Annotated in this window: 28 protein-coding genes and 1 pseudogene; 15 read left to right on the forward strand and 14 right to left on the reverse strand. The window is 74.2% G+C overall.

From position 1 onward, the window contains the following. Position 1 precedes the first annotated feature (1 nt). The gene (locus ACZ3YL_RS36720; RefSeq protein ID WP_465661814.1) at positions 2 to 1,807 is read left to right on the forward strand and encodes a complex I subunit 5 family protein; all 1,806 of its coding nucleotides are present in this window, start codon (positions 2 to 4) and stop codon (positions 1,805 to 1,807) included. A gap of 46 nt (positions 1,808 to 1,853) precedes the next feature. Here the strand turns inward: ACZ3YL_RS36720 and ACZ3YL_RS36725 are convergent, their stop codons facing one another. Next, positions 1,854 to 2,225, reverse strand: a complete 372-nt coding sequence (locus ACZ3YL_RS36725) for a low affinity iron permease family protein (RefSeq protein WP_188308151.1) — start codon at positions 2,223 to 2,225, stop codon at positions 1,854 to 1,856. A gap of 117 nt (positions 2,226 to 2,342) precedes the next feature. Between ACZ3YL_RS36725 and ACZ3YL_RS36730 the strand changes: the two genes are divergently transcribed. Continuing rightward, on the forward strand, positions 2,343 to 2,516 hold the full coding sequence (locus ACZ3YL_RS36730) for a hypothetical protein (RefSeq protein ID WP_262986087.1): 174 nt from the start codon (positions 2,343 to 2,345) through the stop codon (positions 2,514 to 2,516). 17 nt (positions 2,517 to 2,533) lie between these two features. Here ACZ3YL_RS36730 and ACZ3YL_RS36735 read toward each other — a convergent pair. From ACZ3YL_RS36735 to ACZ3YL_RS36750, 4 genes and pseudogenes are all read right to left on the reverse strand, one after another. Further along, positions 2,534 to 2,890 (reverse strand): annotated as a pseudogene (locus ACZ3YL_RS36735) (glutamate-cysteine ligase family protein); the annotation flags it as partial. A 243-nt stretch (positions 2,891 to 3,133) separates the two neighbouring features. Beyond that, the gene (locus ACZ3YL_RS36740; protein ID WP_188308149.1) at positions 3,134 to 3,352 is read right to left on the reverse strand and encodes a hypothetical protein; all 219 of its coding nucleotides are present in this window, start codon (positions 3,350 to 3,352) and stop codon (positions 3,134 to 3,136) included. A gap of 30 nt (positions 3,353 to 3,382) precedes the next feature. Continuing rightward, positions 3,383 to 3,643: a DUF4235 domain-containing protein gene (locus ACZ3YL_RS36745; protein WP_188308148.1), complete on the reverse strand. Its 261-nt coding sequence runs from the start codon at positions 3,641 to 3,643 to the stop codon at positions 3,383 to 3,385. Between the two features lie 194 nt (positions 3,644 to 3,837). Next, entirely contained in the window at positions 3,838 to 4,347 is a 510-nt protein-coding gene (locus tag ACZ3YL_RS36750; protein ID WP_465661816.1) for a hypothetical protein, read from the reverse strand. A 484-nt stretch (positions 4,348 to 4,831) separates the two neighbouring features. Between ACZ3YL_RS36750 and ACZ3YL_RS36755 the strand changes: the two genes are divergently transcribed. From ACZ3YL_RS36755 to ACZ3YL_RS36765, 3 genes are read left to right on the forward strand one after another with little or no spacing between them, the layout of a single operon-like run. Continuing rightward, positions 4,832 to 4,957: a hypothetical protein gene (locus ACZ3YL_RS36755; protein ID WP_262986086.1), complete on the forward strand. Its 126-nt coding sequence runs from the start codon at positions 4,832 to 4,834 to the stop codon at positions 4,955 to 4,957. A 30-nt stretch (positions 4,958 to 4,987) separates the two neighbouring features. Further along, positions 4,988 to 5,467, forward strand: a complete 480-nt coding sequence (locus ACZ3YL_RS36760) for a flavin reductase family protein (protein ID WP_188308146.1) — start codon at positions 4,988 to 4,990, stop codon at positions 5,465 to 5,467. Between the two features lie 46 nt (positions 5,468 to 5,513). Beyond that, positions 5,514 to 5,798 (forward strand): DUF6328 family protein, encoded by a 285-nt coding sequence (locus ACZ3YL_RS36765; RefSeq protein ID WP_465661818.1) that lies wholly within the window; start codon positions 5,514 to 5,516, stop codon positions 5,796 to 5,798. On the opposite strand, the gene ACZ3YL_RS36770 is transcribed toward ACZ3YL_RS36765, so the two are convergent. From ACZ3YL_RS36770 to ACZ3YL_RS36795, 6 genes are all read right to left on the reverse strand, one after another. Further along, a complete protein-coding gene (locus tag ACZ3YL_RS36770) occupies positions 5,773 to 5,940 on the reverse strand; it encodes a hypothetical protein (RefSeq protein WP_465661820.1) in 168 nt (55 codons plus the stop codon). The two genes, ACZ3YL_RS36765 and ACZ3YL_RS36770, sit on opposite strands and share 26 nt — an antisense overlap. A gap of 139 nt (positions 5,941 to 6,079) precedes the next feature. Continuing rightward, positions 6,080 to 6,478, reverse strand: coding sequence for a hypothetical protein (locus ACZ3YL_RS36775; RefSeq protein WP_188308144.1), 399 nt, complete (start codon positions 6,476 to 6,478; stop codon positions 6,080 to 6,082). A gap of 124 nt (positions 6,479 to 6,602) precedes the next feature. Beyond that, a complete protein-coding gene (locus ACZ3YL_RS36780; protein WP_465661822.1) occupies positions 6,603 to 7,178 on the reverse strand; it encodes a DUF6817 domain-containing protein in 576 nt (191 codons plus the stop codon). 141 nt (positions 7,179 to 7,319) lie between these two features. Continuing rightward, the gene (locus ACZ3YL_RS36785; protein WP_465661824.1) at positions 7,320 to 8,192 is read right to left on the reverse strand and encodes a ketopantoate reductase family protein; all 873 of its coding nucleotides are present in this window, start codon (positions 8,190 to 8,192) and stop codon (positions 7,320 to 7,322) included. Positions 8,193 to 8,335: 143 nt separating this feature from the next. Continuing rightward, positions 8,336 to 9,112, reverse strand: coding sequence for a hypothetical protein (locus tag ACZ3YL_RS36790; RefSeq protein WP_465661826.1), 777 nt, complete (start codon positions 9,110 to 9,112; stop codon positions 8,336 to 8,338). After that, positions 9,109 to 9,627, reverse strand: coding sequence for a hypothetical protein (locus ACZ3YL_RS36795; RefSeq protein ID WP_465661828.1), 519 nt, complete (start codon positions 9,625 to 9,627; stop codon positions 9,109 to 9,111). The genes ACZ3YL_RS36790 and ACZ3YL_RS36795 overlap by 4 nt, the downstream gene beginning before the upstream one ends. Before the next feature lie 451 nt (positions 9,628 to 10,078). Here ACZ3YL_RS36795 and ACZ3YL_RS36800 point away from each other — a divergent pair, with 451 nt between their 5' ends. The 3 genes from ACZ3YL_RS36800 to ACZ3YL_RS36810 all read left to right on the forward strand — a co-directional run bounded on the left by ACZ3YL_RS36800 (position 10,079) and on the right by ACZ3YL_RS36810 (position 13,600). Next, positions 10,079 to 10,852, forward strand: coding sequence for an ABC transporter ATP-binding protein (locus ACZ3YL_RS36800; RefSeq protein WP_465661830.1), 774 nt, complete (start codon positions 10,079 to 10,081; stop codon positions 10,850 to 10,852). Between the two features lie 5 nt (positions 10,853 to 10,857). Beyond that, positions 10,858 to 12,249 carry an FtsX-like permease family protein gene (locus ACZ3YL_RS36805; RefSeq protein WP_465661832.1) on the forward strand — a complete coding sequence of 464 codons (1,392 nt, stop codon included), beginning with the start codon at positions 10,858 to 10,860 and terminating at the stop codon, positions 12,247 to 12,249. Between the two features lie 130 nt (positions 12,250 to 12,379). Then, entirely contained in the window at positions 12,380 to 13,600 is a 1,221-nt protein-coding gene (locus ACZ3YL_RS36810) for a sensor histidine kinase (protein WP_465661834.1), read from the forward strand. A gap of 100 nt (positions 13,601 to 13,700) precedes the next feature. Here the strand turns inward: ACZ3YL_RS36810 and ACZ3YL_RS36815 are convergent, their stop codons facing one another. Beyond that, positions 13,701 to 14,366 carry a response regulator transcription factor gene (locus tag ACZ3YL_RS36815; protein WP_188308139.1) on the reverse strand — a complete coding sequence of 222 codons (666 nt, stop codon included), beginning with the start codon at positions 14,364 to 14,366 and terminating at the stop codon, positions 13,701 to 13,703. Positions 14,367 to 14,447: 81 nt separating this feature from the next. On the opposite strand from ACZ3YL_RS36815, the gene ACZ3YL_RS36820 reads away from it, so the two are divergent. Continuing rightward, positions 14,448 to 14,990, forward strand: a complete 543-nt coding sequence (locus ACZ3YL_RS36820; protein ID WP_465661836.1) for a MarR family transcriptional regulator — start codon at positions 14,448 to 14,450, stop codon at positions 14,988 to 14,990. Then, on the forward strand, positions 14,987 to 16,480 hold the full coding sequence (locus ACZ3YL_RS36825; protein ID WP_465661838.1) for an MFS transporter: 1,494 nt from the start codon (positions 14,987 to 14,989) through the stop codon (positions 16,478 to 16,480). The genes ACZ3YL_RS36820 and ACZ3YL_RS36825 overlap by 4 nt, the downstream gene beginning before the upstream one ends. Positions 16,481 to 16,971: 491 nt before the next feature. Here ACZ3YL_RS36825 and ACZ3YL_RS36830 read toward each other — a convergent pair whose 3' ends face one another. Continuing rightward, entirely contained in the window at positions 16,972 to 17,805 is an 834-nt protein-coding gene (locus ACZ3YL_RS36830) for a TioE family transcriptional regulator (protein ID WP_465661840.1), read from the reverse strand. Positions 17,806 to 17,898: 93 nt separating this feature from the next. Here ACZ3YL_RS36830 and ACZ3YL_RS36835 point away from each other — a divergent pair, with 93 nt between their 5' ends. Next, positions 17,899 to 19,044, forward strand: a complete 1,146-nt coding sequence (locus ACZ3YL_RS36835; protein WP_465661842.1) for an erythromycin esterase family protein — start codon at positions 17,899 to 17,901, stop codon at positions 19,042 to 19,044. Between the two features lie 260 nt (positions 19,045 to 19,304). After that, positions 19,305 to 19,952 (forward strand): maleylpyruvate isomerase family mycothiol-dependent enzyme, encoded by a 648-nt coding sequence (locus ACZ3YL_RS36840; RefSeq protein WP_188308135.1) that lies wholly within the window; start codon positions 19,305 to 19,307, stop codon positions 19,950 to 19,952. Between the two features lie 136 nt (positions 19,953 to 20,088). Here the strand turns inward: ACZ3YL_RS36840 and ACZ3YL_RS36845 are convergent, their stop codons facing one another. Continuing rightward, positions 20,089 to 20,541 carry a peptidoglycan-binding domain-containing protein gene (locus tag ACZ3YL_RS36845; RefSeq protein WP_188308134.1) on the reverse strand — a complete coding sequence of 151 codons (453 nt, stop codon included), beginning with the start codon at positions 20,539 to 20,541 and terminating at the stop codon, positions 20,089 to 20,091. A 397-nt stretch (positions 20,542 to 20,938) separates the two neighbouring features. On the opposite strand from ACZ3YL_RS36845, the gene ACZ3YL_RS36850 reads away from it, so the two are divergent. The 3 genes from ACZ3YL_RS36850 (at position 20,939) to ACZ3YL_RS36860 (ending at position 25,140) form a co-directional block, all read left to right on the forward strand. Continuing rightward, a complete protein-coding gene (locus ACZ3YL_RS36850; RefSeq protein WP_465661844.1) occupies positions 20,939 to 22,063 on the forward strand; it encodes a PP2C family protein-serine/threonine phosphatase in 1,125 nt (374 codons plus the stop codon). Positions 22,064 to 22,482: 419 nt separating this feature from the next. Continuing rightward, entirely contained in the window at positions 22,483 to 23,841 is a 1,359-nt protein-coding gene (locus ACZ3YL_RS36855) for an MFS transporter (protein WP_465661846.1), read from the forward strand. A gap of 42 nt (positions 23,842 to 23,883) precedes the next feature. Further along, on the forward strand, positions 23,884 to 25,140 hold the full coding sequence (locus ACZ3YL_RS36860; RefSeq protein WP_465661848.1) for a condensation domain-containing protein: 1,257 nt from the start codon (positions 23,884 to 23,886) through the stop codon (positions 25,138 to 25,140). Positions 25,141 to 25,233: the final 93 nt, after the last annotated feature.

Below are 25,233 nucleotides of genomic sequence, written 5' to 3' on the forward strand. Positions count from 1 at the left end.
CGTGACCGCACAGGACCTGCTGCCGCTCGCCATCGCCGTCCCACTGCTCGGCTCCGTCCTGCTCGCTGTGGCGGGCCGACGCATGCCCCGGCTGAGCTGCGACATCCTCGCCACCGCGATCGCGGCCCTGGAGGTAGCGGTACTGGTCGTGCTCTGGACCAGGAGCGGCAGCATCGCCACCGCCGCCCTCGGCGGCTGGCCCGCCCGCGTGGGCATCGTGCTGGCCGCCGACCCGCTCGGTGCCGGCCTCGCGCTGCTGGTCGGCGTCCTCGTACTCGCGGTGATCATCTACTCCTGGCGGTACTTCGACGAACCCACGGGCGAGCGCGCCGGCGTCTTCCCCGCGCTGATCCTGCTGTTCGAGGCCGGCATGGCCGGCTTCGCCCTCACCGGCGACCTGTTCAACGCCTTCGTCTTCTTCGAACTCATGGGCGCCGCCGCCTACGCCCTCACCGGCTACCGCATCGAAGACCCCCGCCCCCTGCACGGAGCCCTCACCTTCGGCATCGTCACCTCCTTCGCCGCCTACTGCTCCCTGCTCGGCATCGGCCTGCTCTACGCCCGCACCGGCGAACTCAACCTCGCCCGCCTCGGGCAGCAGCTCGCCACCCACCACACCGACGCACTCACCGTCATCGCCTTCGTCCTGGTGTGCACGGCACTACTGGTGAAGGCCGCCGCGGTGCCGTTCCACTTCTGGCTCCCCGACGCCCACGCCGTCGCGCCCACCCCCGTGTGCATGCTGATGTCCGGCGTCATGGTCGAACTCGGCGTCTACGGCACCGCCCGCATCTACTGGACCGTCTTCGCCGGGCCCGGCGGCATCCCCCACGCCGCGTTCCGCACCACCTTCTCCGCCCTCGGCATCGTGACCGCGCTACTGGGCGCCGTGATGTGCTGGCAGCAGCGGCACCTCAAGCGCCTGCTCGCCTTCTCCACCATCAGCCACATCGGCCTGTTCCTCATCGGCATCGCCCTGCTCACCCCCGACGGCGCCGCCGGCACCGCCCTCTACGTCGCCGCCCACGGCCTGGTCAAAGCCGCCCTGTTCGGCCTCACCGGCGTCCTGCTGGACCGCTACGGATCCGTCGACGAACACGGCCTGCACGGCAGAGCCCGCTCCCTGCGCACCGTCGGCGTCCTGTTCACCGTCGGCGCGTTGGCGCTCGCCGGGATGCCGCCGTTCGGCACCGGACTGGGCAAGGCCCTGACCGAGGACGCCGCCGGCCACCTCCAGCCCTGGCTGCCCACCGTGTTCGTCCTCGCCTCCGCCGCCACCGGCGGCGCCGCCCTGCGCGCTGCCCTGCGGATCTTCTTCGGCCTCGGACCGGTCCCCGCCACCCGCCCCGGGGAGGAGGAGACCACCGGCGAAGGCGAGGAACCCGAGATCCGCGAACCGCAGCGGCGCCTGCCGCCCGCCATGCTGGCCGTGCCCGCCGTCCTCCTCGCCGGCGCCCTGCTGCTGGGCTGCGCGCCCGCCGTCGCCACCGCAGTCGCCCGGGGCGCACAGACCTTCACCGACCCCGCCCGCTACACCTCCGCAGTCGCCACCCCGCTCGGCACCACCGCGACGAGCCCGGCCACGAGCACCGGCTGGACCGGAACCGGCATCGGCCTCGGGCTGCTCTCCGCCGCCCTGGCCTGCGCTCTGGCCGTCACAGCGGCCCGGCGCCGAACGCCCTCCGGCGCCGCCAGGGCCGCCGTACGAGTACTGCGCCGTATGCACTCCGGACACCTCGGCGACTACCTCGCCTTCCTCGCCCTTGGAGTGGCCCTGCTCTGCACCGCCATCGCCGCCCAGACCTGATCTCCCAGGCCGGCCGCCGCCAGCCGAGGAAGTGGGAACGGTGCGGTCAAAGGCGCTCCTCCATCCGGATCGCCTCCTTCAAATGCTCGTGCGCCTTCCCCCGCTTGCCCTCCTGCTGCTCCAGCAGCGCGGCGGCGATCGCATCGAGCTTGCGCTGAATGGCGTGCTCGGCCCGGCGCTCCGCGTTCTTCAACAGCGCCAGCAGCAGCAGCGTGACCGCGCTCATCGCATCCCCGACCAGCAACTGCCAGCCAGCGGACCACCCGGCGACATGGGCCGCGACGAACAGGGTGACCAAGCCCAGGCACAGAACGGCGAACAGAGGCGAGCTGGTGAAGTTCGACGCCAGTTCTGCGGCCTTCTCGAACCGGCCCCGTCGCCCGTCGTCACGCTTCTGCGCGGGATGCTGAAAAGTCATGACCAGTTCCTCCAGTCGGCCAACCGGCCAGTTGCCACGGCCGCCGCCCGTCCCACCGGATCCGCGGTCACCCGGCGCTCGGTCGCTGCCGCACCTCGACCCGAGGACACGGTCTACGTGAGGCCCAGCGACGGAGACGTGCACGGCGAACATCTCATCCGCGCCGGTCGCTTCCAGCAGGCGCAGCATCTGGTCGGCGGGCGCCGCCAGGCCCAGGCGCCCACCGGCGCCTGGGCCCGGGTCAGATCGCCGATGTGGACGTGGCAGCCGCACAGCTCCCCGCCGATCTGACCAGCCGCCGCAGGAGCGTGAGCTGCCATCCGCCGGTATCGCGGTGTCTGCGTCACGGGTAGCGGGTGCCGGCTGGGCAGCACCGCCGTGCCCGACGCGACCAGGCGGCAGCCGGCCCGTTCGGCCGCAGCAACGGTGGCCCGGCGCGCACGGCCCGGTTCCGAGCGCAGGTCAGCCGATGTCCGCACCGGATTTGTGCAGTGCTCGACCTGGGTCCGGAAGAACTCGGGCTGCGCCCGGTCTCCCAGCGCCAGGGCAAGACCCGGGTCGGTCAGGACCGCCGCGGCCCGAGCCGTCGTCGCCCGGCGCTCGGGGTCGACCAGGAGGAACTCCTCCTCCACACCGAAGCGCAGCGTTGTGCCAGTAGGGGTCATCGCGCTGCCTCCGTTTGCCCGGATCAGTCTGCGGAATGCCGAGCGCCCTCAACCCGCGTATTGCCGCCGGGCCGGGATCCAATCCAAACCGGCTCGTGGCCGCCGTGCACGAGCGCTTCGGCCCCGTGGACGTGCTGGTCAACAACGCGGGCGTGATCCAGGCCGGCTGCCGGGAAACCTCCGTCCGCGGACGCAGCCGCCTCGTGACCACCGGCTCGCCACCCACGGGCTGCGCGCAGCCCGTCAGCTTTCGCGACGGGCCTGCTCGGTGCCGACTGGATCACCCCGTCGGGGCCCCTGCGGCCGCTGAACGGCTTCCGTCTCCGGACCCGTGCAGCCCGTGGGGTCCTCGTCCTGCTGGGCGCGCTTGATGTGCTCGGTGTTCTTCTCGGCGACGTCGTCCTTGAGGTGGGACAAGTTCTCCGCTTTCCGATGGGCCTGCTCCCGGTCAAACTCGCTCATGGGCTGCCTTCCTACGTCGGCGCGGCGCCGTCAGTCGGGCCAGGTCCCCGTCAGGCGGCGGGTGCCGACGGCTCCGCTGCGGTCGACCACCGCCTTGACGAGGGCGAAGACCGCCCCTTGCAGGGCAGCGGCAGTCAGCACCTCCTTCCAGGTGCGGTCCTCGTCGGTGGCCTGCGGCGCACTGCCCTGGTGACCAAGGACAGCCCACAGGCGCCGGAAGACGGCGCCCGCGATCACCCCGCCAAGGGCGCCGAACAGCAAGCCGAGCGGCTTGTAGAGGATCTTCACCATTGCGGTCTCCTCCGTTGGCGTGACCACCGTGGCCTGGCGGCTCTCCTCTGCGTCTGTCCGCGCCGCGGACAACCAATCCTTCCGGACCCCACCCGAGCGATTGCATGTCCAGCGCTACCGGCCGGCTCAGGCCCGTACAACCATGGGTGTCTGAGCGCCGGTCGACGCCTCTCGCCCCGCCTTGCGCCCTCCGGTCACAGGGACGGCGAGCCGCCGCCCCTGTGAGACGTGGCGCCGCTGCCGGGAAGGACCTCGCTGCTGACCGACCGGTGCCAGCCTTTCAGCGTGCGTGTCTGGTCCCGTGCCCGCTCGATGAGGCGATCCAGGTCGTCCGGGTCCAAGCGCGGGTCGGTGTCGGCGATGGCGCGAAGCGCCTGCCACAGCGCGGTCTTGCCTTCGATGCCAGTGCGCATCGCTTCCAGTTCGAGCAGGTCGCTCAGCGGGGAGCGGCGCACCAGCGACCCGTTGGGCTTGAGTCGCGCGATCCGCTCGCCTGCCAGGCCCAGCCAGGTTCGATAGTGGCGCACGGGCACCCCGAGGCTGTTCATGATCCGGACCAGGTCGTCGCGGTCTTCCTCCACATCGCGGACCAGGCGGCGCAGGTCGGCCGCGCGGCGACTGTCCGGATGGCTGTCGGCCATGCGCCGGGTCAGCGCGGCACCACCGAACGCACCGGTCAGGTGGTCGTTCAGGTAGATGCTCAACGGTTCCGCCAGGAGTCGGGGAGACATCACGCGTCCTTCGAGAATGTGGCCGACAGTGCGGCCTGACCTGGGCGGCCCGCAGGAGCCGGAGATGTACAGCAGCGCGGGAGTGTTCTTCCATCGTGCCCTCCACCGCCGACGCACGCCGCCCGACGCGGCCGCCCGCGATCGGTGCGCGGCCGCCACAGGACGCCACCGGCCCCGGCCCCAGCCCGGAGGCGGCAGAGGGCCGGTGGACGTAACTTGCCGACATGAGCACACACGAGGCGACCACGCCGGCGGTAGGGGCACGGGGCTGGACAAGGTACTCGACCAGGGCATCCGACCGTCCGCCCTCACCGTGCGCCGGCCTCGAACACGGCGCGTAGGCCGTCTACCGGTGGGCCGCCGGAACCCAGCCCAAAGCCCCAGTGACCGCTGCCCCGCTGCCCCGGACCGTGATGCCCAACCGTGCGCAGCTCCTCGTCGAATGCCGAGCGCCGCCGTGAAACTGCGCGCAGCCGCGCACGACGGCGCTGACGCCGACTACGTCCTCGGGTTCTACCAGGCGCTGGCCTGGCTCTGCCGGGCACCACGACCGGCCGCGAGGTCGCGCAACTGCCTGCGATAGCTCGCCAGCTCCGAGGGAAGAAGCAGCACCATGGGCCAATTCGATTCGTTCGCCGCCTTGTTGGACTACCCGGTGTATGTCGTCACCGCGACGACCGGACGGGAGCACGCGGGGTGTCTGGTCGGCTTCGCCGGCCAGTGCTCGATCCAGCCGCTCCGCTTCGCCGTCTGGATTTCCAAGGCGAACCGGACCTATGCCGTCGCGTCGCGCTCGCCGGTGCTGGTGGTCCACCTGCTCCCGACGCGCCGACATGATCTCGCCGAGCTGTTCGGCGGCCGCACAGGTGACGACGTCGACAAGTTCGCGGTCGCCGCGTGGGAAGTGGGACCCTACGGAGTCCCGGTGCTGGAAGGCGCCGTGGCCTGGTTCGCCGGCCGTGTCCTCGACCGGGTGGACTGGGGCGACCACGTGGGCTTCCTCCTGGAACCGATCGACACCGAAGCCGCGTCGAGCGGCGGCTCACTGACCTTCCAGGACGTCCAGGACATCGACGCCGGACACCCGGCGTGAAGAGGGACAGGCCCCGGCGGCGGCGAGGCGAGACAGGAGACGACCAGTGACATCGAGGAGCCGCGGGGACGCGTCCGGGAGCGGCCGCGACGAGACGCCGCAGGAACGGGCGGACCGGCTGTGGAGCGAGATGCTCCAAGAGGTCCGCGTGTGTCAGACCGGTGCACAGATCCTGTTCGGCTTCCTGCTCAGCGTCGCCTTCACCCCCCGTTTCGCCGGCCTGTCCGACTTCGACAAGAACCTCTACGACGCAACCGTAGTCCTGGGCGCGATCGCCACCGGCCTGGTCACACTGGCCCTGACGATCACCGCCGCCCTTCTGCTGTGGTGATCCGGTGCTGTTGGGCGGCGAGGTCGGCCACTGCGGTGAGCGGGGCGGTGCCATGGGCGAGCGCGGTGACCAGGGCGGGGGCGGCGTCGCCGGCCAACTCGGCGCGCAGCTGGTGGATCTGGTGGAGGATCGGGTGGTTCACCGGTGCCTCCGGGGCGGGGTTCGGGCCGGTGCCCGTTCCTACCGCCTTGGGGGCGTCGGGGCGGTGGCGACAGGCCGGGAGCGCCGGATCGGCCGGCGCTCCCGGGCCCACGTGGTGGCGGTGCCGGGGTGTCGGGGCGTCAGGCTCCGGCGCAGGCCTTGGTCAGCTCGCCGGCCGCGTCGCCGATCGGTCCGAAGTCGGGCTCCTTGCCCTTGGAGACGGCGGTCTGGGCGTTGTCGACGGCCTTGGACAGTTTGTCGGCGGCGGCGTCGACCTTGCCGTCGCCGTCCTTGCGGATCTGCTTGATGTCGTCGCTGACCTTCTTGAGGGCCGCGACGGTGTGTTTGCGCCGACTCTCGTCGGTGATCTGGCCGACGTTGAGCGCCGAGTCGGTGAGGTCCTGGACATCGCCGGTGAGGCTGATCGCCCGTTTTCCGCAGTCGAGGGCCTGGTCGGCGTTCTTGCAGGCGGTGAACAAGGGCGCCGCCACGAGCAGTGCGATCGTGGCGGCGGCGAGGCGGTACGGTCTGGTTGTCATGTCTGTATCCCTCCCGCCTTCGAGAACGTCCGGTCCCCGTACGGTGGTTCCGACATGACACGTGAACGGTCGGCAAATTGTCTTCTGCCGGTTGATGGTTGACGAACAGTCAGATGTGCCGCTTTCAGGCCCGTGTTGGCCCGGCCTGCCATGCCCGCCAGGCCTGCCAGCCGGCGGCCGGCAGCAACTCACGGGTGCGGGACAACAGTTCGTACAGGCCTGGCCCGTAGCGGGCGGCGAGTTCGGCGTTGTGGCGGAGCACGTCGAGTTCGTTGGCGGCGGTGATGGCGAGGAAGGCCCGCAGGTCCTCCTCCGGCGGGGTGTGGTCCTCCCCGGTGAACCGGTCGTGGAACAGCGGCTCGTCGTCCCGGCCCAGGCGCGGGTAGACGGCGGCCCGGCCGCAGCTCGCGTACAGGTAGACGAGCGCCTCGGCGCGCTCGCCGACGAGGGCGGCCAGCGCGTCCCGTTCGTCCAGTGCCAGCAGGGCGCCGTCGAAGCCGTCGGTCCCGTACGCGGCGTGGCAGAGCCCGGCGACCTGGACGGCGGCATCGGTGCCCCAGTCCGCCAACAGGGCTGCCACCCGGGCCAGGTGCTCCAGCAGGGTGCCGCCCGGGTGCGGGATCCGGTCGGCCTCGTGGGCGCGCAGGAACTCCTCGACGTGGCTCCACGCGGGAGCGGTGCGGTGGTCGGCTGATGTCACCCGAGGAGTTCTACTCCTGTGGCCGACCGCCCCGCAAGCACGGTCGGCCGTTCCGCCGGGCCCGCCCTCGAACTTCCGCCGTCGGTCCACCTGGATGTTCGACGGCGGGAGTTCGCGGACGGGGGCGGGGGAGGGGTGCGGCTAGGAGAGTTCGCGCACCAGTCGGGCGATGGTCGGGGTGGGCACGGAGTGCGCCTCGGCGGCCCGCAGCACCGCGCCGCCGATGGCGTCGAGTTCGGTCGGCCGGCCCGCTTCGACGTCGCGCTGCATCGAGGACCTCATCGCCCCGGGGATCCGGTCGAAGGCGGCGAGCAGCGTCGGAAGGTCGGCCGGGGCTCCGATCGCCGCGGTGACGGCGGTGATCTCGTCCAGGACGGCGAGGAGTTCATCCCGGTGCTCGGTGCGCACGACGCCGATCCCGTCGGCGTGCCGGGTGGTCAGCAGGGCGAAGGGCGCGAGGAAGGACAGCTTGCTCCAGAGCATCGCCGTCTCGTCCTCGCGCAGCGTGACGTCGAGCCCGGTGCGGCGCAGCTGCTCGGCGAACTCCTCCACCGGCGCGGCGAGTTCGATGGCCGCGAACGGGCTGGTGTGCTCGATCCGGCCGGGTGCGGTACGGGTGGCCTCGACCCGGATCGTCCCGGCCACCACCCGCCCGGCCGGGTAGCGCTCGCGCAGCACCGCCATGTGGTCCAGGCCGTTGAGCAGGGGCACCACGATGCCGGTGCCGAGGGACTGCGGCGGCATCCGGTCGAGCGCGTCGGCCAGGGCCGTCTCCTTGACGGTCACGAAGGCGGCGTCCACCGGCTCGCGCAGCTCGGTGACGGCCTCCACCGGGGCGGTGAACTCGCCGAACTGGGTACTGCGCACGTGCAGTCCGTCCCGGGCGAGGACGGCCGCGGTCTGCTCGCCGGCCAGGCAGATGACGCGGTGGCCGTCGCGCGCCAGCAGGCCGGCGATCAGGCCGCCGACGCCGCCGGGGCCGAGGACGGCGACGGTGAGGGGGGTGGTGGTCATGCGGACTCCTCGTGGGGTCGGGAGGGGGCGGTGGGCGGGGCTTCGGGGGTGGGGCGGTGGGGTCGTCGGGTGCGGGGTCGTCGGGTGTGGGGTCGTCGGGTGTGGGGTCGTCGGGGGTGGGGCCGTCGGGGGTGGGGCCGGCGCTACGGGATCTCCCAGCAGAAGCGGCCCTCGAGGCCGTCCGGGCTGAGGAAGCCGCTGCCGACGCCGTAGCCGAAGTTCAGGAAGTACGGGTCGTCGTCGTCCGGTGCGTCGGAGAACGAGAAGAGGTACCGCCAGGGCGCGGGCACCCGGGCCTCGCCGTTGGGGAAGGAGGGGAGGCCGCCGAGGTGGTCGAAGACGTGACCGCCGTCCGGGAACCGGACCTCGGGGCCCTCGTGGCGCAAGTACCGCTGGAACGCCGCCCGTTCGTCCATCGACCGGTCCAGCTCGGCCGACAGCGGCAGCAGATCGAGGTGGAACTCGACCGGCGTCGTCGCCGCGCTCCCGGGCTCGCGGCGCCAGAGCGTGCGGCCCCGGGTGCCGGGCGGGCCGATCACGGCGAAGGAAGGGATCCGGCCGCCCGGTTGGACGAGCAGCACGCCGTCCCCGGCGTCCGGAGCCATGCCGCCCATGATCTGCTCGACCTCCGCCAGGAAGAGGTACGCCAACCGCAACTCCTCACCGGGGACGGGGAACTGGCCGATGAAGACCAGGGGTTCTCCGGTCTCGGGCGAGAGCGGCCAGGCGGGCTCGGCCAGCCAGCAGGGCTCGCCGCCGAGCTTGGGCACCGGTTCGGTGATCGGCCGCTCGGCCGGGCGCGCGGAGAGCTCCAGGCGGGGGAGGAAGGCGGCGTCGTACGGGCCGGTGGCGACGTCGGTCGGGTGCGGGGCCGGGCACGGGGCGGGGGTCGGGGTCGGGGACGGTTCCTGCGGGGTCATCGGGTGGCCTCGGGAGCGGTGTGGTGGAGGGAGACGAAGTCGAAGTGGTAGGGCGCCTCGTGGCGCGGCTTGCGGCCGGGGGCCGGGCGGGGAGGGCGCCCGGCATCCGCGCGGAGATGGACCGGGCCGTGACGCAGGTTGCCGTGGGCCGGGTCGGGCACGGGCAGGCCCTGGGCACGCAGAGCCCCGGCCAACTCCTGGGCCGGCCAGCCGAACACGTCGATCCCGAGGTAGCCGACCGGGCAGGCGGGCCGGTCGTCGTGCGGGTTCCGGTTCACCCAGACTGCCGTCAGGGCGTCGCCGTCGTGCGCGGAGAGCGTGACGTTCACACCGGGGAGCCGGAAGCCCAGAGCCCACCGGGTGCCGCAGACGAAGGTCGGGCGCACCCCGTCCGGCAGTAGCGCGCCGTGCGGGGCCAGCAGCGCGAGTACCGCTGCCTCGGCGAGGCCGAAGCGCAGTTCGGGCAGCGGGGCCGGCAGGCGGACGCCGTGGCCGGGCAGCAGGTCGATGGTCACCTGATCATGATTCCTCCTCGGGAGCCCGGATGGGAGGCCGTTTTCCGTGGTGGGCATCACGTGCCCCGGTCGGGCTGTCGGTCCGGCTGCGCGGGGGGAGCGGGAGAGGGGGGAGGGGGTGCGGATGGCGGCGGATCAAGTCCCGGCGGATGCCCGGCTCGTGGCGGCGGACGCGGTCGGTGGGCGCGTACGGGCGCGTACGGGCTCCTGTGGCTTCGTGTCGGCTCGTGCGGTCCGGACGATCCGGGGACGGCGGCGGCGATCGACCGGGTCGGACCGCTCCCGTGGCCGGAGTACGAGCACGACTCCTGGGCGCACGCGATCCGGCGGTGGCTGGCGCGGATGTCGGGCGACGGGGCGTAGCACCATCTGCGGGGTTCGGTTTTCCGAACCCCGGATTGGGGTGTCAGCACAATCGACCCGGCGGTTCCGGATGCCCAGGATTGGGGGCATGAACGGGATGACGAAAGCCGCCGTCGGGGCGGCGCACGACGGAGTGACGGGTGCGGCGCTCAGCGGCGAGGGGCTGCACCGCGAGTACGGGCGCGGCACGACCGCCGTCCGGGCGCTGCGCGGGGTCTCGGTGGCCTTCGCACCGGGCACCTTCACGGCGGTGATGGGGCCCTCGGGCTCGGGCAAGACCACCCTGCTGCACTGCCTGGCCGGGATGGACCGCCCCACCCGGGGCACCGTCCGCTGGGGCGGCACCGAGGTGTCCGGCCTGCCCGAACGGCGGTTGGCGGAGCTGCGGCGCACCAGGGTGGGGTTCGTCTTCCAGGCCTTCAACCTGATGCCCGCGATGACGGTCGCGCAGAACGTCGCACTGCCCGGGCGGCTGGCCGGGCACCCACCGGAGCGGGCCCGGGTGCGGGAGGCACTCGCCCGGGTCGGGCTGGCCGGGCGGGAGCGCGACCGGCCGGGCCGGCTCTCCGGCGGCCAGCAGCAACGGGTGGCGATCGCCCGCGCCCTGGCCGCCCGGCCCGAGGTGCTGTTCGCCGACGAGCCCACCGGCGCGCTCGACCGGGCGACCGGGCACGACATCCTCGACCTGCTGCGCGCGGGCGTGGACGAGGACGGCCGGACGTGTGTGATGGTCACCCACGATCCGGTGGCCGCCGGCTACGCGGACCGGGTGCTGCTGCTCGCCGACGGCACGCTGGTCGACGAACTGGTCCGGCCGACGGCCGCGCAGGTCGGCGAGCGGCTGAGCAGGCTGGGCGGGTGAGGGCGATGAGTGGTTCCGTACCGGCCCTGGCGGTCGGTCAGATCGGACGTCGACCGGCGGCCTTCGCCGGGCTCGCGACGGCGCTGTTCCTGGCGGTGGGGGCGGTGACCCTGTTCGGCTCCCTGGTCGCCGCCCAGCTCACGGCCCCGGCCACGGTGGCGCGGGCCGCGGTGGCCGGGCCGGGGCTGATGGTGATCGCGGGGGCGTTCGGTGAGATCGCCGTCCTGGTCGCGCTGTTCGTCGTGGTCAACGCGCTCGGCTTCACCCTCCGGCAGCAGCACCGCGACCTGGCCCTGCTGCGGACGGTCGCGGCGACGCCCCGCCAGATACGCCGGCTGGTGCGCCTCCAGGTCGCGGCGACCGTCCTGCTGGCGGCCGTCCCCGGCGGTGCGGTGGGCCTGCTCGCCGCCCGGGCCTTCCTCGACGCGCTGCAACGGCGCGGGATGGCCGCGCCCGGCCTGCGGATACCGGTGACGCCGGTGCCGACGCTGATCGCGCTCGCGGTGGCGCTGCTGGTCGGCCTGGCGGCCACCGCGCTCACCGTCCGGCGGATCACCCGGCCCGCCCCGGCCGCTGCGATGACCGACAGCGCGGCCGGTCAGGCCCGGACGGGCGTGGTGCGACTGCTGGCCGGTGCGGCGGTGCTGGCGGGCGGTGTCCTGCTGCTGCGGCTGGCCGCCGGCCGACCGGCCGGGGAACTGGACAAGGCGGGGCAGGCGGCCCTGCTCGGTTCGCTGGTGCTGCTGGTCGCGGTCGCCCTGCTGGGGCCGGTGGCGGCCCGAGTGCTGGCGACCCTGCTCGGCGCCCCGGCCCGGGTGCTCCTGCCCAGGGTCGGCTGGCTCGCGGACGCCAACCTGCGCGGCTACGCGGCCCGGCTCTCCTCGGCGGTGGTCCCGGTCGCCCTGCTGGTCGGGCTCTCGACCACGATGCTGATCATGACCAGCACGGCGGAGCGGGCGGCCCGGGCGAGCGGCGCCGCGACCAGCGTCACCAAGGCGAGCGACGTCTGGCTGCGGCAGGCGGAACTCGGCCTGCTGGTCTGCTTCGCGGCGGTCTCCACCGTCAACACCCTGGTCGCGCTGACCGCCGACCGGCGCCGCGAGTTCGCCCTGCTGCGGCTGGTCGGGGCGACGCGACGGCAGCTGCTGCGGATGCTCGCCGTCGAGGCCGCCCTGACCACGGCCGTCGGCGTGCTGCTCGGCGCGGCCGTGGCGGGCGCGGCGACCGGGGCGTTCAGCCAGGCGGTCACCGGGTCGGTGGTGCCGGTGATGCCGTGGGCGGCGTGCGGCTGGGTGGTGGCGGGGGCGGTGGTGCTGACGGTGCCGGGGATCGTGGGCACGGGGCTCTGGGCGATCGGCGGTCGTGCGGTGGAGGAGGTGGCCGGGGAGCGGGGCTGAGGTGGGGCGCGGGAGGTGATGGGTGGTTCGGGCGAGCGGCGGTTCCGGTGGTCACTGGGGGATGCTGGGGGCCGGTTGATCGGTGGATTGGGTGAGGCGCGTGGTGGGTCGATGGCGGCAGGGGCTGTCGGTGCGGGGCGGTGAAGTGGCGTTCGCCGTCCTCGGGCTGCCGCTCGGAGTGCTCGGCGGGGTCTACGCCGTGGCAGTGCTCTACGCGGGGGCCCTGCTCTCGCTCACCGTGCTGGGGCTGCCCTTCGTCGCCGCCGCCCTGGCCGGGGCCCGAGGGATCGGCGGGCTGCACCGGCGGCTGGTCGGGCGGCTGCTGGGCGAACAGGTCGCCGCACCATCGCCGTTGGCGCGCCCTTCGGGGCCGCTGGCGCGGGGGCTGGCGGTACTGACCGACCCGGTCGCCTGGCGGGCGCTGCTCTACCTCCTCCTCCGGCTGCCGCTCGGAGTGCTCGGTTTCCTGGCCGCCGTAGGGCTGCCGCTCAGCTCGGTGTGGCTGGCGGGATTCCCGTTCTGGGTACGGCTGTTGGAGCCGGGCCCACGAACGGTCGACTGGCTGGACGTGGCCGGGCTCCCGGTCGGCCTGGCGGTGCTGGCCGCCGTACCGGCCGGGCTGCGCGCCCTGAGCCGGGCCAACCGGGCGCTGGCCCGGGCGCTGCTCGGGCCGGTGCGCTCGCAGCAGCGGGTGCGCGAGCTGGAGAACGCCCGCATCACGCTGCTGGCTGACGGCACGGACCGGCTGCGACGCCTCGAACGCGACCTGCACGACGGCACCCAGGCGCAGCTGGTCGCGCTCGCCATCACCCTCTCCCTGGCGGACGACGCCCTCGGCGACCCGGCCGCGTCCGGGCCTGGGGCGGACGCCGGCCCCGACCTCGGACGGCTGCGCGCCCTGGTCGACCGGGCGCGCGGGCAGACCGACGACACCATCACCGGGCTGCGCCGCCTGACCCGGGGCATCCACCCGGTGGCGCTGGACGCCGGGCTGGCCGAGGCGCTGCCCGGGTTGACCGCCACCTCACCGGTGCCGGTGGCGCTCCGGCTGGACCTGCGGGAGCGGCCCGCGGAGGTGATCGAGCGGGCCGTGTACTTCTGCGCGGCCGAACTGCTCACCAACGTGGCCAAGCACAGCGGCGCGCAGGCCGTCGAGCTGACCGCGAGCGCGGGTGACGGGAGCGTCCGGCTGATGGTCCGCGACGACGGGCACGGCGGCGCCGCGGTCGGCGCGGGCACCGGGTTGGCGGGGCTGGCCGAGCGGCTCGCGGCGGTGGACGGGGTGCTGCGAGTGGACAGCCCGCGCGGCGGGCCGACGGTCGTCACGGCGGAGCTGCCGAGCAGGTTGTGACGGGGGCTGGGAGGGGGCTGGGCGGGGGCTGGGGCTGAGCCGGGGCCGGGGCCGGAGCTGGGGAAGGTGCGTCAGGTCTCGTGGTCGGGGTGCGAGGCGTTCAGGAACCGGTCTCCGCGAGGTAGGCCAGGACGGCCTTGACCCGTCGGTTGTCGGCGTCCGTCGCGGGCAGGTCGAACTTGCCGAAGACGGCCGCCACGTGCTTCTCCACCGCCCGCTCCGAGACCACCAGCCGGCCGGCGATCGAGCGGTTGGAGTGGCCCTGGGCCATCAGCTCCAGGACCTCGCGTTCGCGGGCGGTGAGGGAGTCCACCCGGCTGCGCCGGCCGCCGTGGAGCAGTCCGTTGACGATCTCCGGGTCGAGCGCCGTGCCGCCCGCCGCGACCCGGTGCAGGGCGTCCACGAACTCGGAGGTGCGGGCCACCCGTTCCTTGAGCAGGTAGCCGATGCCGGCGGCGCCGCCGGCCAGCAGCCGGGCCGTCCAGGCGGTCTCCACGTGTTGGGAGAAGACCAGGATCCCGACCTCCGGCGTGACGGCCCGGATCTCGACCGCGGCCCGGATGCCCTCGTCGGTGTGGGTGGGCGGCATCCGGATGTCCACCACGGCGACCTCGGGCCGGTGCTCGGTGACGGCGGCGACCAGTTCGGGGGCCGTACCGGCGGTGGCGACCACCGCGCACCCACGGGCGGTCAGGAGTTCGACCATCCCCTCGCGGAGGATCACCGAGTCCTCGGCGAGGACGACGCGGAGCTGCTTGTCGATCATGACGCCATTATCGGGGTGGGCGGAAGAACTGGATGTACAGCAAGGCTGGACAGTCTGGACTGATGAAATTACCGTGGAGTGGTGACCGAGAAGCGAACCGCCCCAGCGATCCCCGAAGGCCCGGCCGAGCCGGCCGAGCCGGTCGACCCGGCCGGTCCGGCCGATTCCGCCGGCCCGAATGACACCGCCGGCCCCGCTGACTCCGCCGCGCTGGCCGCCCGAGAGCTCCGTGCCGTCTTCAGCCGACTGCGCCGGACCCTCCAGGAGAAGGGGCAGGGGTCCAGCGGACTCACCCCCTCCCAGACCGCGGTGCTCAACCGGCTGATCGTCGACGGGGCCGCCTCCGCAAGCGCGCTGGCCGCTGCCGAGCGGGTCCGTCCGCAGTCGATGGCCGCCACGCTGGCGGCGTTGGAGGGGCACGGGCTGGTCGGTCGCCGCCCCGACCCCGAGGACAGGCGCCGACAACTGGTCGACCTGAGCGCGACCGGGCTGGAGTGGATCGCGGACAGCCGTCGGGCCAGGGAGGAGTGGCTGGCCCGGGCGCTGCAGGACGGCCTCACCGAGGCCGAACGCGCCACCGTGCTGGCGGCACTGCCCCTGATAGACCGGCTGAACCGGCGATGACCGGTCCGTCGACGCTGCTGGCACGGCTCCGGTCCCGCCGCCAGGAAGCACAGGCGCAGCAGGGGGACCGGGGGGACCGGGGGCCGGGGCGGCAGGGGCGGCAGGCGCCGCGGGACCGGCAGGAGCCGGCCGGCAGCGGGTTCAACCGCCGGCTGCTCGCCCCGATGGTGCTGGGCTCGGTACTCAACCCGATCAACTCCTCGATGATCGCGGTGGCCCTGGTGCCCATCGGCACCGCCTTCGGCGCTCCGCCCGCCGAGACCGCCTGGCTGGTGAGCGCGCTCTACCTCGCCACCGCCGTCGGCCAGCCGGTGATCGGTCGGCTGGTGGACACCTACGGTCCGCGCCGGCTCTATCTGACCGGGACGGCCGTGGTCGGTCTGGCCGGGCTGGTCGGCGCGCTCGCGCCCACGTTCGGGCTGCTGATCCTCGCCCGGGTGCTGCTCGGGATCGGCACCTCCGCCGCGTACCCGGCGGCGATGCACCTCACCCGCAGTGAGGCCGAGCGGACCGGCCGGAGCAGTCCGACCGGGGTGCTGACCGTGCTCGCGGTGGCCAACCAGACCATCGCCGTGGTCGGGCCCACGCTCGGCGGCCTGTTGATCGGGCTGGGCGGCTGGCGGTCGATCTTCGCCGTCAACGTCCCGCTGTCGCTGGCCTGTCTGGTGCTCGGGGCCGTCCGGCTGCCCGCCTCGGTGCCGCGCCGGGAGGACGGGGAGCGGCTCGACCACGCGGGGATCACGCTGTTCGCGGTCTTCCTGCTGGCGCTGATGCTGTTCGTGATGAAGCCCGGCTCCGGGCTCTGGTACCTGCCGGTGCTCGCCGTGCTGGCCGGCGCCGGGTTCGCGGTCCGGGAGGCCAGGGCCCGCAGCCCGTTCATCGACCTGCGGGCGCTGGCCCGCAACCGTCCGCTGGTCGCCACCTATCTGCGCCAGTTGCTCGGCTACACCGCCGTCTACGCCTTCCTCTACGGCTACACCCAGTGGCTGGAGGAGGGGCGTGGCCTGAGCGCCGCCTCCGCCGGACTGGTGCTGCTCCCGCTGTCGCTCACCGCGCTCACGGTCTCCGGTGTGACCGGTCGCAGTCCGGCGGTGCGCGGCAAGCTGGTGGTCGGTGCGGTGGTCCAAATGGCCGCCTGTGCCGCCCTGTTGGTGGCCGGTCCGACGAGCCCCCTGGCGCTGCTGATCGGGGTCGGGGTGCTGGCGGGCATCCCGCAGGGGCTGATCGGGCTCGGCAACCAGACCGCGCTCTACCACCAGGCCGACCCGGCCGCCATCGCCGCTGCGGCCGGGCTGCTGCGCACCTTCATGTACTTCGGGGCGATGGCGGCCTCGGCCGCGAACGCGGCCTTCTTCCCGCACGGCGCCACCACGGGCGGGCTGCACCACCTCGCGCTGTTCATGCTCGGCGGCGCGGCCCTGCTCTTCCTCCTGGTCCTGCCGGACCGCTCGCTGGGTTGGCTGGAAGCTGCTTCTGTTGAACGAAGTTGACGATCCAGCAGGACATCGACCGGCCGGATCAGGCCGTCCGGTCGTCGCCGGGCGGCCGGACGGCCTGATCCGGTCGTCGCCGGACGGCCGGCCGGGCCAGACGTCGACGCCGGGGGCGACCTCGACCGCCTCGACGGAGTAGGTGTCGCGGACGAGCAGGAGCTGCCCGGAGCGGGCGCGGGCCAGGCTCCGGGCTCCACCGACTCCCGGCTGAGCCGGGTCGGCTGACGGCAGGGGCGGCGGCCGGGAGACGGCAGGGGGTGGGCACGGGCGCTCGGCACAGTCCGGCACCCGGTGGCGCGGGACCATCGGGTGCACTGGGGCGGCCGCTCGTACGCTCTCGACTCGTGGGCGAGATCCGGCCCGAGGCCGATCCCGCGAGCGCGGCGGAGGTCGCGGCGCTGTTCGGCGAACCGGAGCCGGAGCTGGAACCGGAGCCGGAGCCGTCCGGGGTCCGGGCGTCGAGCTGGAGTCCCCGGCCCGCTCGCCCGTCACCCGGAACGGGACTGGCGCCGTGTGCCCGGCACATTCCGGTCCGGCGCACCCTGGTCCGGCGAGAGGTAGGCGTCGAGCCTCGCGGCTGCGGTGAGCATCGCCCGGCCCCGGGCGGTGAGCCGCCGTTGCCAGCCGTCGAGGGCCTCGGCGAGGGAGTCCGTGCCGCCCGCCGTGCGGACCTGCCGGATCACGGTGGCGATGTGGTCCAGCGGGTAGCCGCCGCGCCGCAGCAGGTGGGCGAGTTCGGCGTCGCGGGTGTCGTCGGGATGGTAGAGCCGCCGCCCGCCGGGGCGTTCGCGGGCCGGGGTGAGGATCCCGGCGGTCTCCCAGGTGCGCAGGGTGGCGGGGGTGAGGCCGAGCCGGTGGGCGAGTTCGCCGATGCTGAGCGGGCCGGGGATCGAGCGACGGGCGTCGGCGCGCGCGGACTGATGGTCCGAGGTCTGCTGCTCCGAAGTCTGCTGCTCCGAGGTCTGATGGTCCGAGGCCTGTCGGCCTGAGGTCCGGTGCTCCGAGGTCAGGTGGTCGACGGCCCGGCGGACGGTGGCCAGCGTCTCCCGGTCGCGCAGTAGCTGGGCGTGGCCCCGGTCGACGGCGGTCAGCGCCTCGTCCGGCCGGTCGGTGTGCAGGGCGGCCATCACCAGGCCCGCGGTCGCGTGCCCGAACGCCGGGACGAGGGTGAGGAAGGCCCGCAGGGCCGCGGCGTGCCGCTCGGTGTAGATCCGGTACCCGCTGGGGGTGCGCTCGGCGGGCGGGAGGAAGCCGTCGCGCTCGTAGTTGCGCACGGCCTGGGTCGAGATGCCGTGTTCGCGGGCGAGGTCGGCGGGGCGCACGGCGGATCCCTCCGGTTTGAGACTTCTGGTCGAAAATGTCGAGCCGAGACGCTGAAAGTCTCAACCGTTCTTTCAAGGATACGCTTGAGGTCCATGAGTCAGGACATCCGAGACTTCCTCACCCCCTCCTGCGAACTGCTGGCGCTCGGCGAACCGACGCACCAGGAACCGGCCTTCGGGCTGGTCCGCAACCGGCTGTTCGCCCAACTCGTGGAACACGGCTTCCGCTCGATCGCCCTGGAAACCGACCGGGTGGCCGCGTTCGTCGTGGACGACTACGTCCGGCACGGCGCGGGCACCCTCGACGCGGCACTGGTCGAAGGCTTCACCCACGGCTTCGGCGCCCAGCCGGGAAACCGCCGACTCCTCGCCTGGATGCGGGAGTTCAACCGCGACCGGGACGCCGGGGAGCAACTGGCCTTCCACGGCTTCGACATCCCGACCGAGAACACGACGGCCCCCAGCCCGCGCCGCTACCTCGAACACGCCCGCGACTATCTGCGACTCGACCTGGACATCGCCGCCCTGGCGGGCGAGGACCGGCGCTGGGAGCGCGAGGAGGCGATCCTGGACGCTGCCACGTCTCCCGGAGCCACCCCCGAGGCCGAACTGCTGCGCCGCACCGCCGACGACCTGCTCAACCGACTCTACGTCCAGGCACCGGACGTGATCGCGGCAAGCTCGCACGTCGAGTGGCTCCGGGCCCGGACCCACCTGCAGGCCGGACTCGGACTGCTGCGCTACCACGCGCAGTCGGCGGTCCAGGGTCTTGGGACGAGCGCCCGGATCTCCGGACTGATCAGGATGCGGGACGCCCTGATGGCGCAGAACCTGTTCGACATCCGCGCCGTCGAGGCCCGGCGCGGGCCGACCCTGGTGTTCGCCCACAACCGGCACCTCCAGCGGAACCCGAGCGCCTGGTCGCAGGGGGAACTGGACTGCGGCTGGAACGGCGCGGGCCACATCGCCGGCTCGCTGCTGGAGGAGCGCTACGTCTTCGTCGCCGGGAGCCTCGGTCGCAGCGCGGCGCTCGGACTGGGCGAGCCGGCCCCGGGGACGTACGAGGCGCCGTTGCAAACACAGCCCGGCGCTTGGCAGTTGGTGACCCCGCCGGCCTCTGGCACAGCCGTGACCCGCACCGACACCACCCCGCGCCAGGGCTACTTCCCGCTCGACCCGGAGACCCTCGACGGCGCGGCCGTGCTACTGCACATCGCGGACGGAGGAGCCGTGGAGTAGCGGACCGTCATGTCCCCCGGGTGGGCGGCCCGCAGGTGGCCGACCAGGCCGACCAGGACGATCACGGCGGCCAAGGCAACCAAGGCGACCAAGGCGACCAAGGCGACGGCCGGCGGTTTCCGGCGCCCGCCCGGGTGAAGCCGCCATGCCGGGCAACGGTGGCGACGTACTGGACCTGCCGGAGTCCATCACCGCTGATCATAGGTGGCAGAACAACCCGTTCTTGGACGCGCGGGCGACTCCGGCCGCAGGCTGGGGGCATGGACAGTGTGCAGCAGGACCAGGGCGTCGAGTGGGTCCGCGAACAGATCGCGGCGGAACGGCGGGAACTCGCCGAGGTATTCGCCGGCCTCACCGCCGAACAGTGGAACTCGCCTTCGCTGTGTGCGGGTTGGCGGGTGCGCGAGGTGGTCGCGCACATGGGAACCGGCTTCCGGTACTCCACCGCCCGGACTGTCTGGGAACTCGCCCGCTCCGGCGGCAACCTTCACCGGATGGCCGACCGGATCGCCCGCCGCGACGCCGCCGCCGGCACAGAGGCCCAACTCGCCGCCGCCCTGGCGGAGAACGCCGACCACCCCTGGCGGCCCCCGGTCGGCGGCCGGATCGCGGCCCTCGCCCACGACGCCGTCCACGGCCTCGACATCACCGTCGCCCTCGCCCTGCCCCCGCGCCTGCCACTGCCCCGGGCCGCCGCCCTGCTGGGTGCGGTCTCGGCCCGCAGCCTGCGCTTCTTCGGTGCCCGGCTGGAGGGCGTACGGCTGAGCGCGACGGACCTGGACTGGTCGTACGGGCAGGGGCCGTTGACGGTGGCGGGGCGGGCGGAGCACCTGCTGCTGGTGGCGTACGGGCGGCGGCTGCCGACCGGCCTGCTGACCGGGGCGGGGGCGGAGCGCTTCACCCGCTGAAGGATCGGGTGGCGGGGCCGGTGGCGGGGTCGGTGACGGGGCCGGACCGCCGGTGACGGGGCCGGACCGGCCGCTGACTCCGGGACTCCGGCCGGTCCGGCCCCGGCGGGTGGTCAGCCCCCGAGGGGAGCGGACGTCACAGCGAGTCGCAGTACCGCGCGAAGGCGGCCTCGGTGCCGGCCCCGGCGATGCCGTCGATCGCTCCGGTGTAGCCCCAGTTGCTCTTCAGCCAGCGCTGCAGGGCCTCCACGGTGTGGGCCCCGACGATGCCGTCGATGGAGTCGGTGTAGCCCCAGTCCGCGCGCAGGAACCGTTGCATGGCCTGCCAGCTGCCGGTGCCGAGCCGGCCGTCGATGGCGCCGGTGTAGCCCCAGTAGGTCCGCAGCGGGACCTGGAGCTTCTGCGCCTGGGAGACGCTCAGCCCGAGGTTGACCACCGCGGCCTGCGCTGTGGGCGTGGAAGCGGCTTCCTGGTGAACGCCGGGCGGCGTGGCCGCGAAGGCGGCGCCGGCGCCGGCCAGGCTGCCGACGGCGAGTCCGACCACGGCCGTGGCGCCGACGAGTGTCTTCACCAGTGCGTTCGATCGCATGGGTTACCCCCTTCCGGCACCCGCGGGGCGGGTGACGTGTACGGACACCGTCACTCTGGCAGGGGTGTCGTCGCGCACGGACGGAACGGCGGCGGATGGCCGGTACTCGGCCACCGCTGGCCGACCGGCGGACGTTCGAACCCGAACCTCCGCCTCCGCCGGGAGTACTCGCCCCGCAGGGCCCGCGGCGCCGTCACGGCCGTCACGGCTGTCATGACAGCGAGTGCGGGGCGGCCGCAGGACGCGGCCGGCGGGGGCCCAGCCGGACCGCTCGGACACCGCGCGTGACGACGGCATCGGCCCGGACCGGCTGTCCTGCACCCACCGCCCTGCGCCCCGCCGCCGCCCGTGCCTACGATCGGTCCAGGGCGGGGGCGAGACGGAAGCCAGGTGGCCGATGGCGTCGAGGTCCGAGCAGTGGCCGTCGTATGTGCGGGTCGCGCCGTGGTTGCTGATCGTCGGTGGCCTGGTGTGGAACTCGTTGGATCCGGCCGACTACTGGGGCGATCCGCTGCTGGCGGCCGCCGCCGTGCTGTCGGGGGCGCTGCTGTCGCTGCGGGACACCGTGGCGGTGGCGCTGGCGAACGTGACCGGGATCCTGGTGCTGGCGGTGCGGGACGGGTCGATCGGGACCCAGGACGGCTATCTGGAGCTGGTGAACACCGCTTTCGCCGCGTTGCTCGGGATCGGGGTGAACCGGGTGGTGGCCTGGCAGGGGCGGCGGCTGGCGCGGGTGCGGTCGGTGGCGGAGGCGGCGCAGCGGGCGGTGCTGCCGGAGCCGCCGGGGCGGGTGGCGGGGCTGGATGTCGCGGCCTGCTACCGGGCGGCCCAGGACGAGGCGCTGATCGGCGGGGACGCGTACGCGCTGCAGGTCACTCCGTACGGGGTGCGGGTGCTGATCGCGGACGTGCGGGGCAAGGGGCTGCACGCGGTGGGGGCGGTGTCGGTGCTGCTGGGGGCGTTCCGGGAGGACGCGCACCGGGAGCCGGATCTCGGCGCGCTCGCGGACGCGCTGGAGCGCACGCTGGCCCGGGAGAGCGGGCAGCTGAGCGAGGAGTTGCGGCTGGAGGGGTTCATCACGGCGCTGCTGGTGGAGTTCCCGCCGGGGGAGGCGGTGGCCCGCACCCTGGACTGCGGGCACCCCGGGCCGTACCTGCTGGGCGGTGGCGGGCCGGGGGTGTGCCGGTGGGACGCGGCCGATCCGGGGCTGCCGCTGGGGATGGGCGGGCTGGGGGTGCCGCGCCCGGGAGTGGAGGCCAGGCCGTTCCCGCCGGGGTGCACGCTGCTGCTGGTGACCGACGGGGTGACGGAGGCGCGGGACGCCGCGGGGGAGTTCTACGACCCGGTGCGCGGGCTGGCCCCGCTCGGGCCGTTCGCCGGGGCGCGGGAGGCGGTGGAGGCGCTGGTGGCGGACGTGGCCCGGTGGACGGGCGGGCCGCGGGACGACGACATGGCGGTGCTCGCGGTGACCCGGCGCGGGGGCGGCGGGGGGAGCGGAAGGGTGGGCGACGAGGGGGTGTGAGGTGGCCGCCGGACCGGTTGCGGTGCGTGGCCGACCGGCCACCGGGGGCGGCCCCGCGGAGCCCGGCCACGGCTCTGTACGGTCACGCCGATATCACGGTGGGGTTACGGAAGGCATGTACTCCATGGATTCCGGCCAAGTTGAGGGGTTCGCTCCGGTGGCCGGAAAGCAGGCGTCCGGATATCGGACGGCGAAATGGACTCCCTGGTCGCGGGTCCGCCCGGACATCCCGGTGGGCCGTGATGCCTTGGCGGACGGGCCGGGGCGGGCGCGCGCCGGATCGGCGCCGGGGCACAAGGGCCCGTAAGGGAGGCGGAAGGGGCCGTCCCGGCGGTGGCGGGATCCGGCCGACCCGAGGTTCGTCCGGAAACGGACCAGGTGCTTGCCCTGTGTCGAATGGGTGACCGAGAGTCGCATCGATGAACGAGAAGCCTCACCCCCGCCAGGCCCGTCTGTTCGGCCACCGCGACTTCCGGCTCCTGCTGACCGGAGCCGCGGCGGCCCAGACGGGCAGTCAGGTCACCCTGGTAGCCCTTCCGCTGGTGGCGGTGGTGGTGCTGGACGCCACCCCGTTCGAGGTCGGCCTGCTGACCGCGGCCGAGACCGCCGCCTTCCTGCTGGTCGGCCTGCCGGCCGGCGCCTGGCTGGACCGGATGCGCAAGCTCCCGGTGCTGATCCGCGCGGACGTGGTGCGCTGCCTCGCGGTGGGATCGATCCCGCCGGCGGCGGCGTTCGGCGTGCTGACCATGCCGCAGCTCTACCTGGTCGCGCTGGTCACCGGGGTGGCCACGGTGTTCTTCGACGTGGCCCACCAGTCCTTCCTGCCCGCCGTCCTGCCGCGCGAGCAACTGGTGGCCGGAAACGGGGCGCTGGAGACGGTCCGGTCCTCGGCGCAGATCGCCGGGCCGGGCCTGGGCGGCGGGCTGGTCCAACTGCTCGGCGCACCGCTGGCCATCGTGGCCGACGCCTGCGGCTACCTCGCCTCGGCCCTGCTGCTCGCCCGGATCCGGGGCGACGAGGCGCTGCCCGAGCCGGTGCCCGGGCGCTCGCTGCGCGCCGAGGTGGCCGAGGGCGTGCGCTTCGTGCTCGGACACCCGCTGCTGCGGGCGATCGCCGCCGCCACCGCGACGTCCAACCTGTTCGCCGCCGTGCTGATGGCCGTCCAGACGGTGTTCTGGGTGCGGGTGCTCGACCTGTCGCCCGGGGCCATCGGCGCCCTGCTGTCGGCCTCCGCCGTCGGCGGGCTGGCGGGGGCGCTGTGCGCCGGGCAGCTGTCCCGCTGGGTCGGACAGGCCCGGCTGATCTGGCTGGCCACCGTGGTGAGCGCGCCGTTCGCGCTGCTGTGGCCGCTGTCCGGCGGCGGCGCGGGCGCCCTGCTGTTCGGCCTCGCCTCGGGCGTGGTGCTGTTCGGCGCGGTCGCCTACAACGTCGCCCAGGTGAGCTTCCGGCAGAGCGTCTGCCCGCCCGAACTGCTCGGGCGGATGAACGCCACCATGCGCTTCCTGGTGTGGGGCACCCTGCCGATCGGCGCCCTCGGCGGCGGGCTCGTCGCCGAGTGGGCCGGCCCGCGTGCCGCGCTGTGGCTGTGCGCGGTGGGCTTCCTGCTGGTGCCGGTGCCCCTGCTGCTCTCGCCGCTGCGCGGGATGCGCGACCTGCCCACGGCGCCGGCCGAACCCCGGGCCGGGGGCGGCGAGGACGCCCTCGATGCCGTCGACGCCCTCGACGCCGAGGACACCCGCGACGCCGAGCACCCCGCCGCGAGCCCCACCACCCCCTGACCCCCCAGACCCGAGCCGACACTGGAAACCGGAGACCGTTCCGTGCACGCCAGCATCACCGCCGCCTACCTCGCCCGGTACCGCTCCGCCGCCGCCGACTCCCCGGTGGAGCTGCTCCCGCTGACCGGCGCCCAGCGACGGTTCCTGATCACCCGCCGACTCGCGCCACAGACCCGCTCCGACATCGCCCCGCTGTTCTTCGCCTACCCGGGCGGCACCCTCGACCTGGCCCGGCTGGGCCGCGCCGCCGCCTCCGTCGCGGCCGGCCACCCGGCACTGTGCGGCGCCTTCGCGATCGTGCGCGGCACACCCGTGCTGCGCACCGGCGGCCCCTCGGTGGAGGTCGCCCGGATCGCCGTGGCCCCCGGCGGCAGCACCCACACGGCGCTGCGCGAGGCGCTGCTGGACTGGCCCGTCGACGGGCCCGCGCTGCGCCTGCTGGTGGCCCGGGAGCCGGACGGCGGCGAGGAGTTGCTCGCCCTCGCGCTGGACCACGCGGCCTGCGACGAGCAGTCGCTCGGGGTGCTGGTCGGCGAGCTCACCGACGCCTACCGGCGCGACCGGGAGCCCGCGCCGGGCCCCGGCCCGCAGGCCGTCGCCGACTTCCGGGAGGCCGTGGAACTCCAGCTGGCCGCCGAGGAGTCCGCCGCCGGGCCCGCCGCCCAGGCCCACTGGGGGCGCCGGCTCGGCAGCATGGTCGGGGCGGGCGGCGGCGCCGCCGCGGTCACCGGCATGCTCACCGAGCGGCTGCCCGCCGTCGAGGCCGCCGCCCGCGGCGCCGTCTTCCCCGCCCTGCTGGACGCCGTCGGCGCCGCCGCCCGGCGACTGCACCGCGTGGACGGCCCGCTGGCGCTCGGCTACCCGTGGGGCGGCCGCCCGCCCGGCGCGCCCGCCGTGCTCGGCTGCTTCCTCAACACCCTGGTGCACGCCGTCCCCACCCACCCGGTCGCCGACCTGGAGGCGCTCTGCGACGACTGGTGGGACGACCTCGACCACGCCGGCACGCCCTTCGACGAGGTGGTCCGGGCCGCCCGCACCGCCGGGTCCCCCTGGTCGGGCGCGCTGGACGCGATGCTCACCTTCGAGGACCTCCAGCGCCGCCCGGCGCTGGTGCTCGGCGGGGTGCCCGGCCGGGAGGTCCACCTCGCCGGGCGTCCGCTCGCCGCGCCGATGGCCGTCTCCGCCTCCCACGGCGACGAGCTGACGGTGCGCCTGGCCTGGGACGGCGAGCGCTTCCCGGCCGCCGACGCCGAGGCCGCCTTCGCCGAGCTGCTCGCCGTGCTGCGCCGTCACCTCTAGGACCCGGCCCGCCCCCGACTCCGGCCGCCCCCGACTTCGGCCGCCCAGGACCCCCACCGCCCAGGCCCCCCGTCGCCCCAAGACCCCGTCCCC

The organism is Kitasatospora sp. NPDC023176, assembly GCF_055560495.1.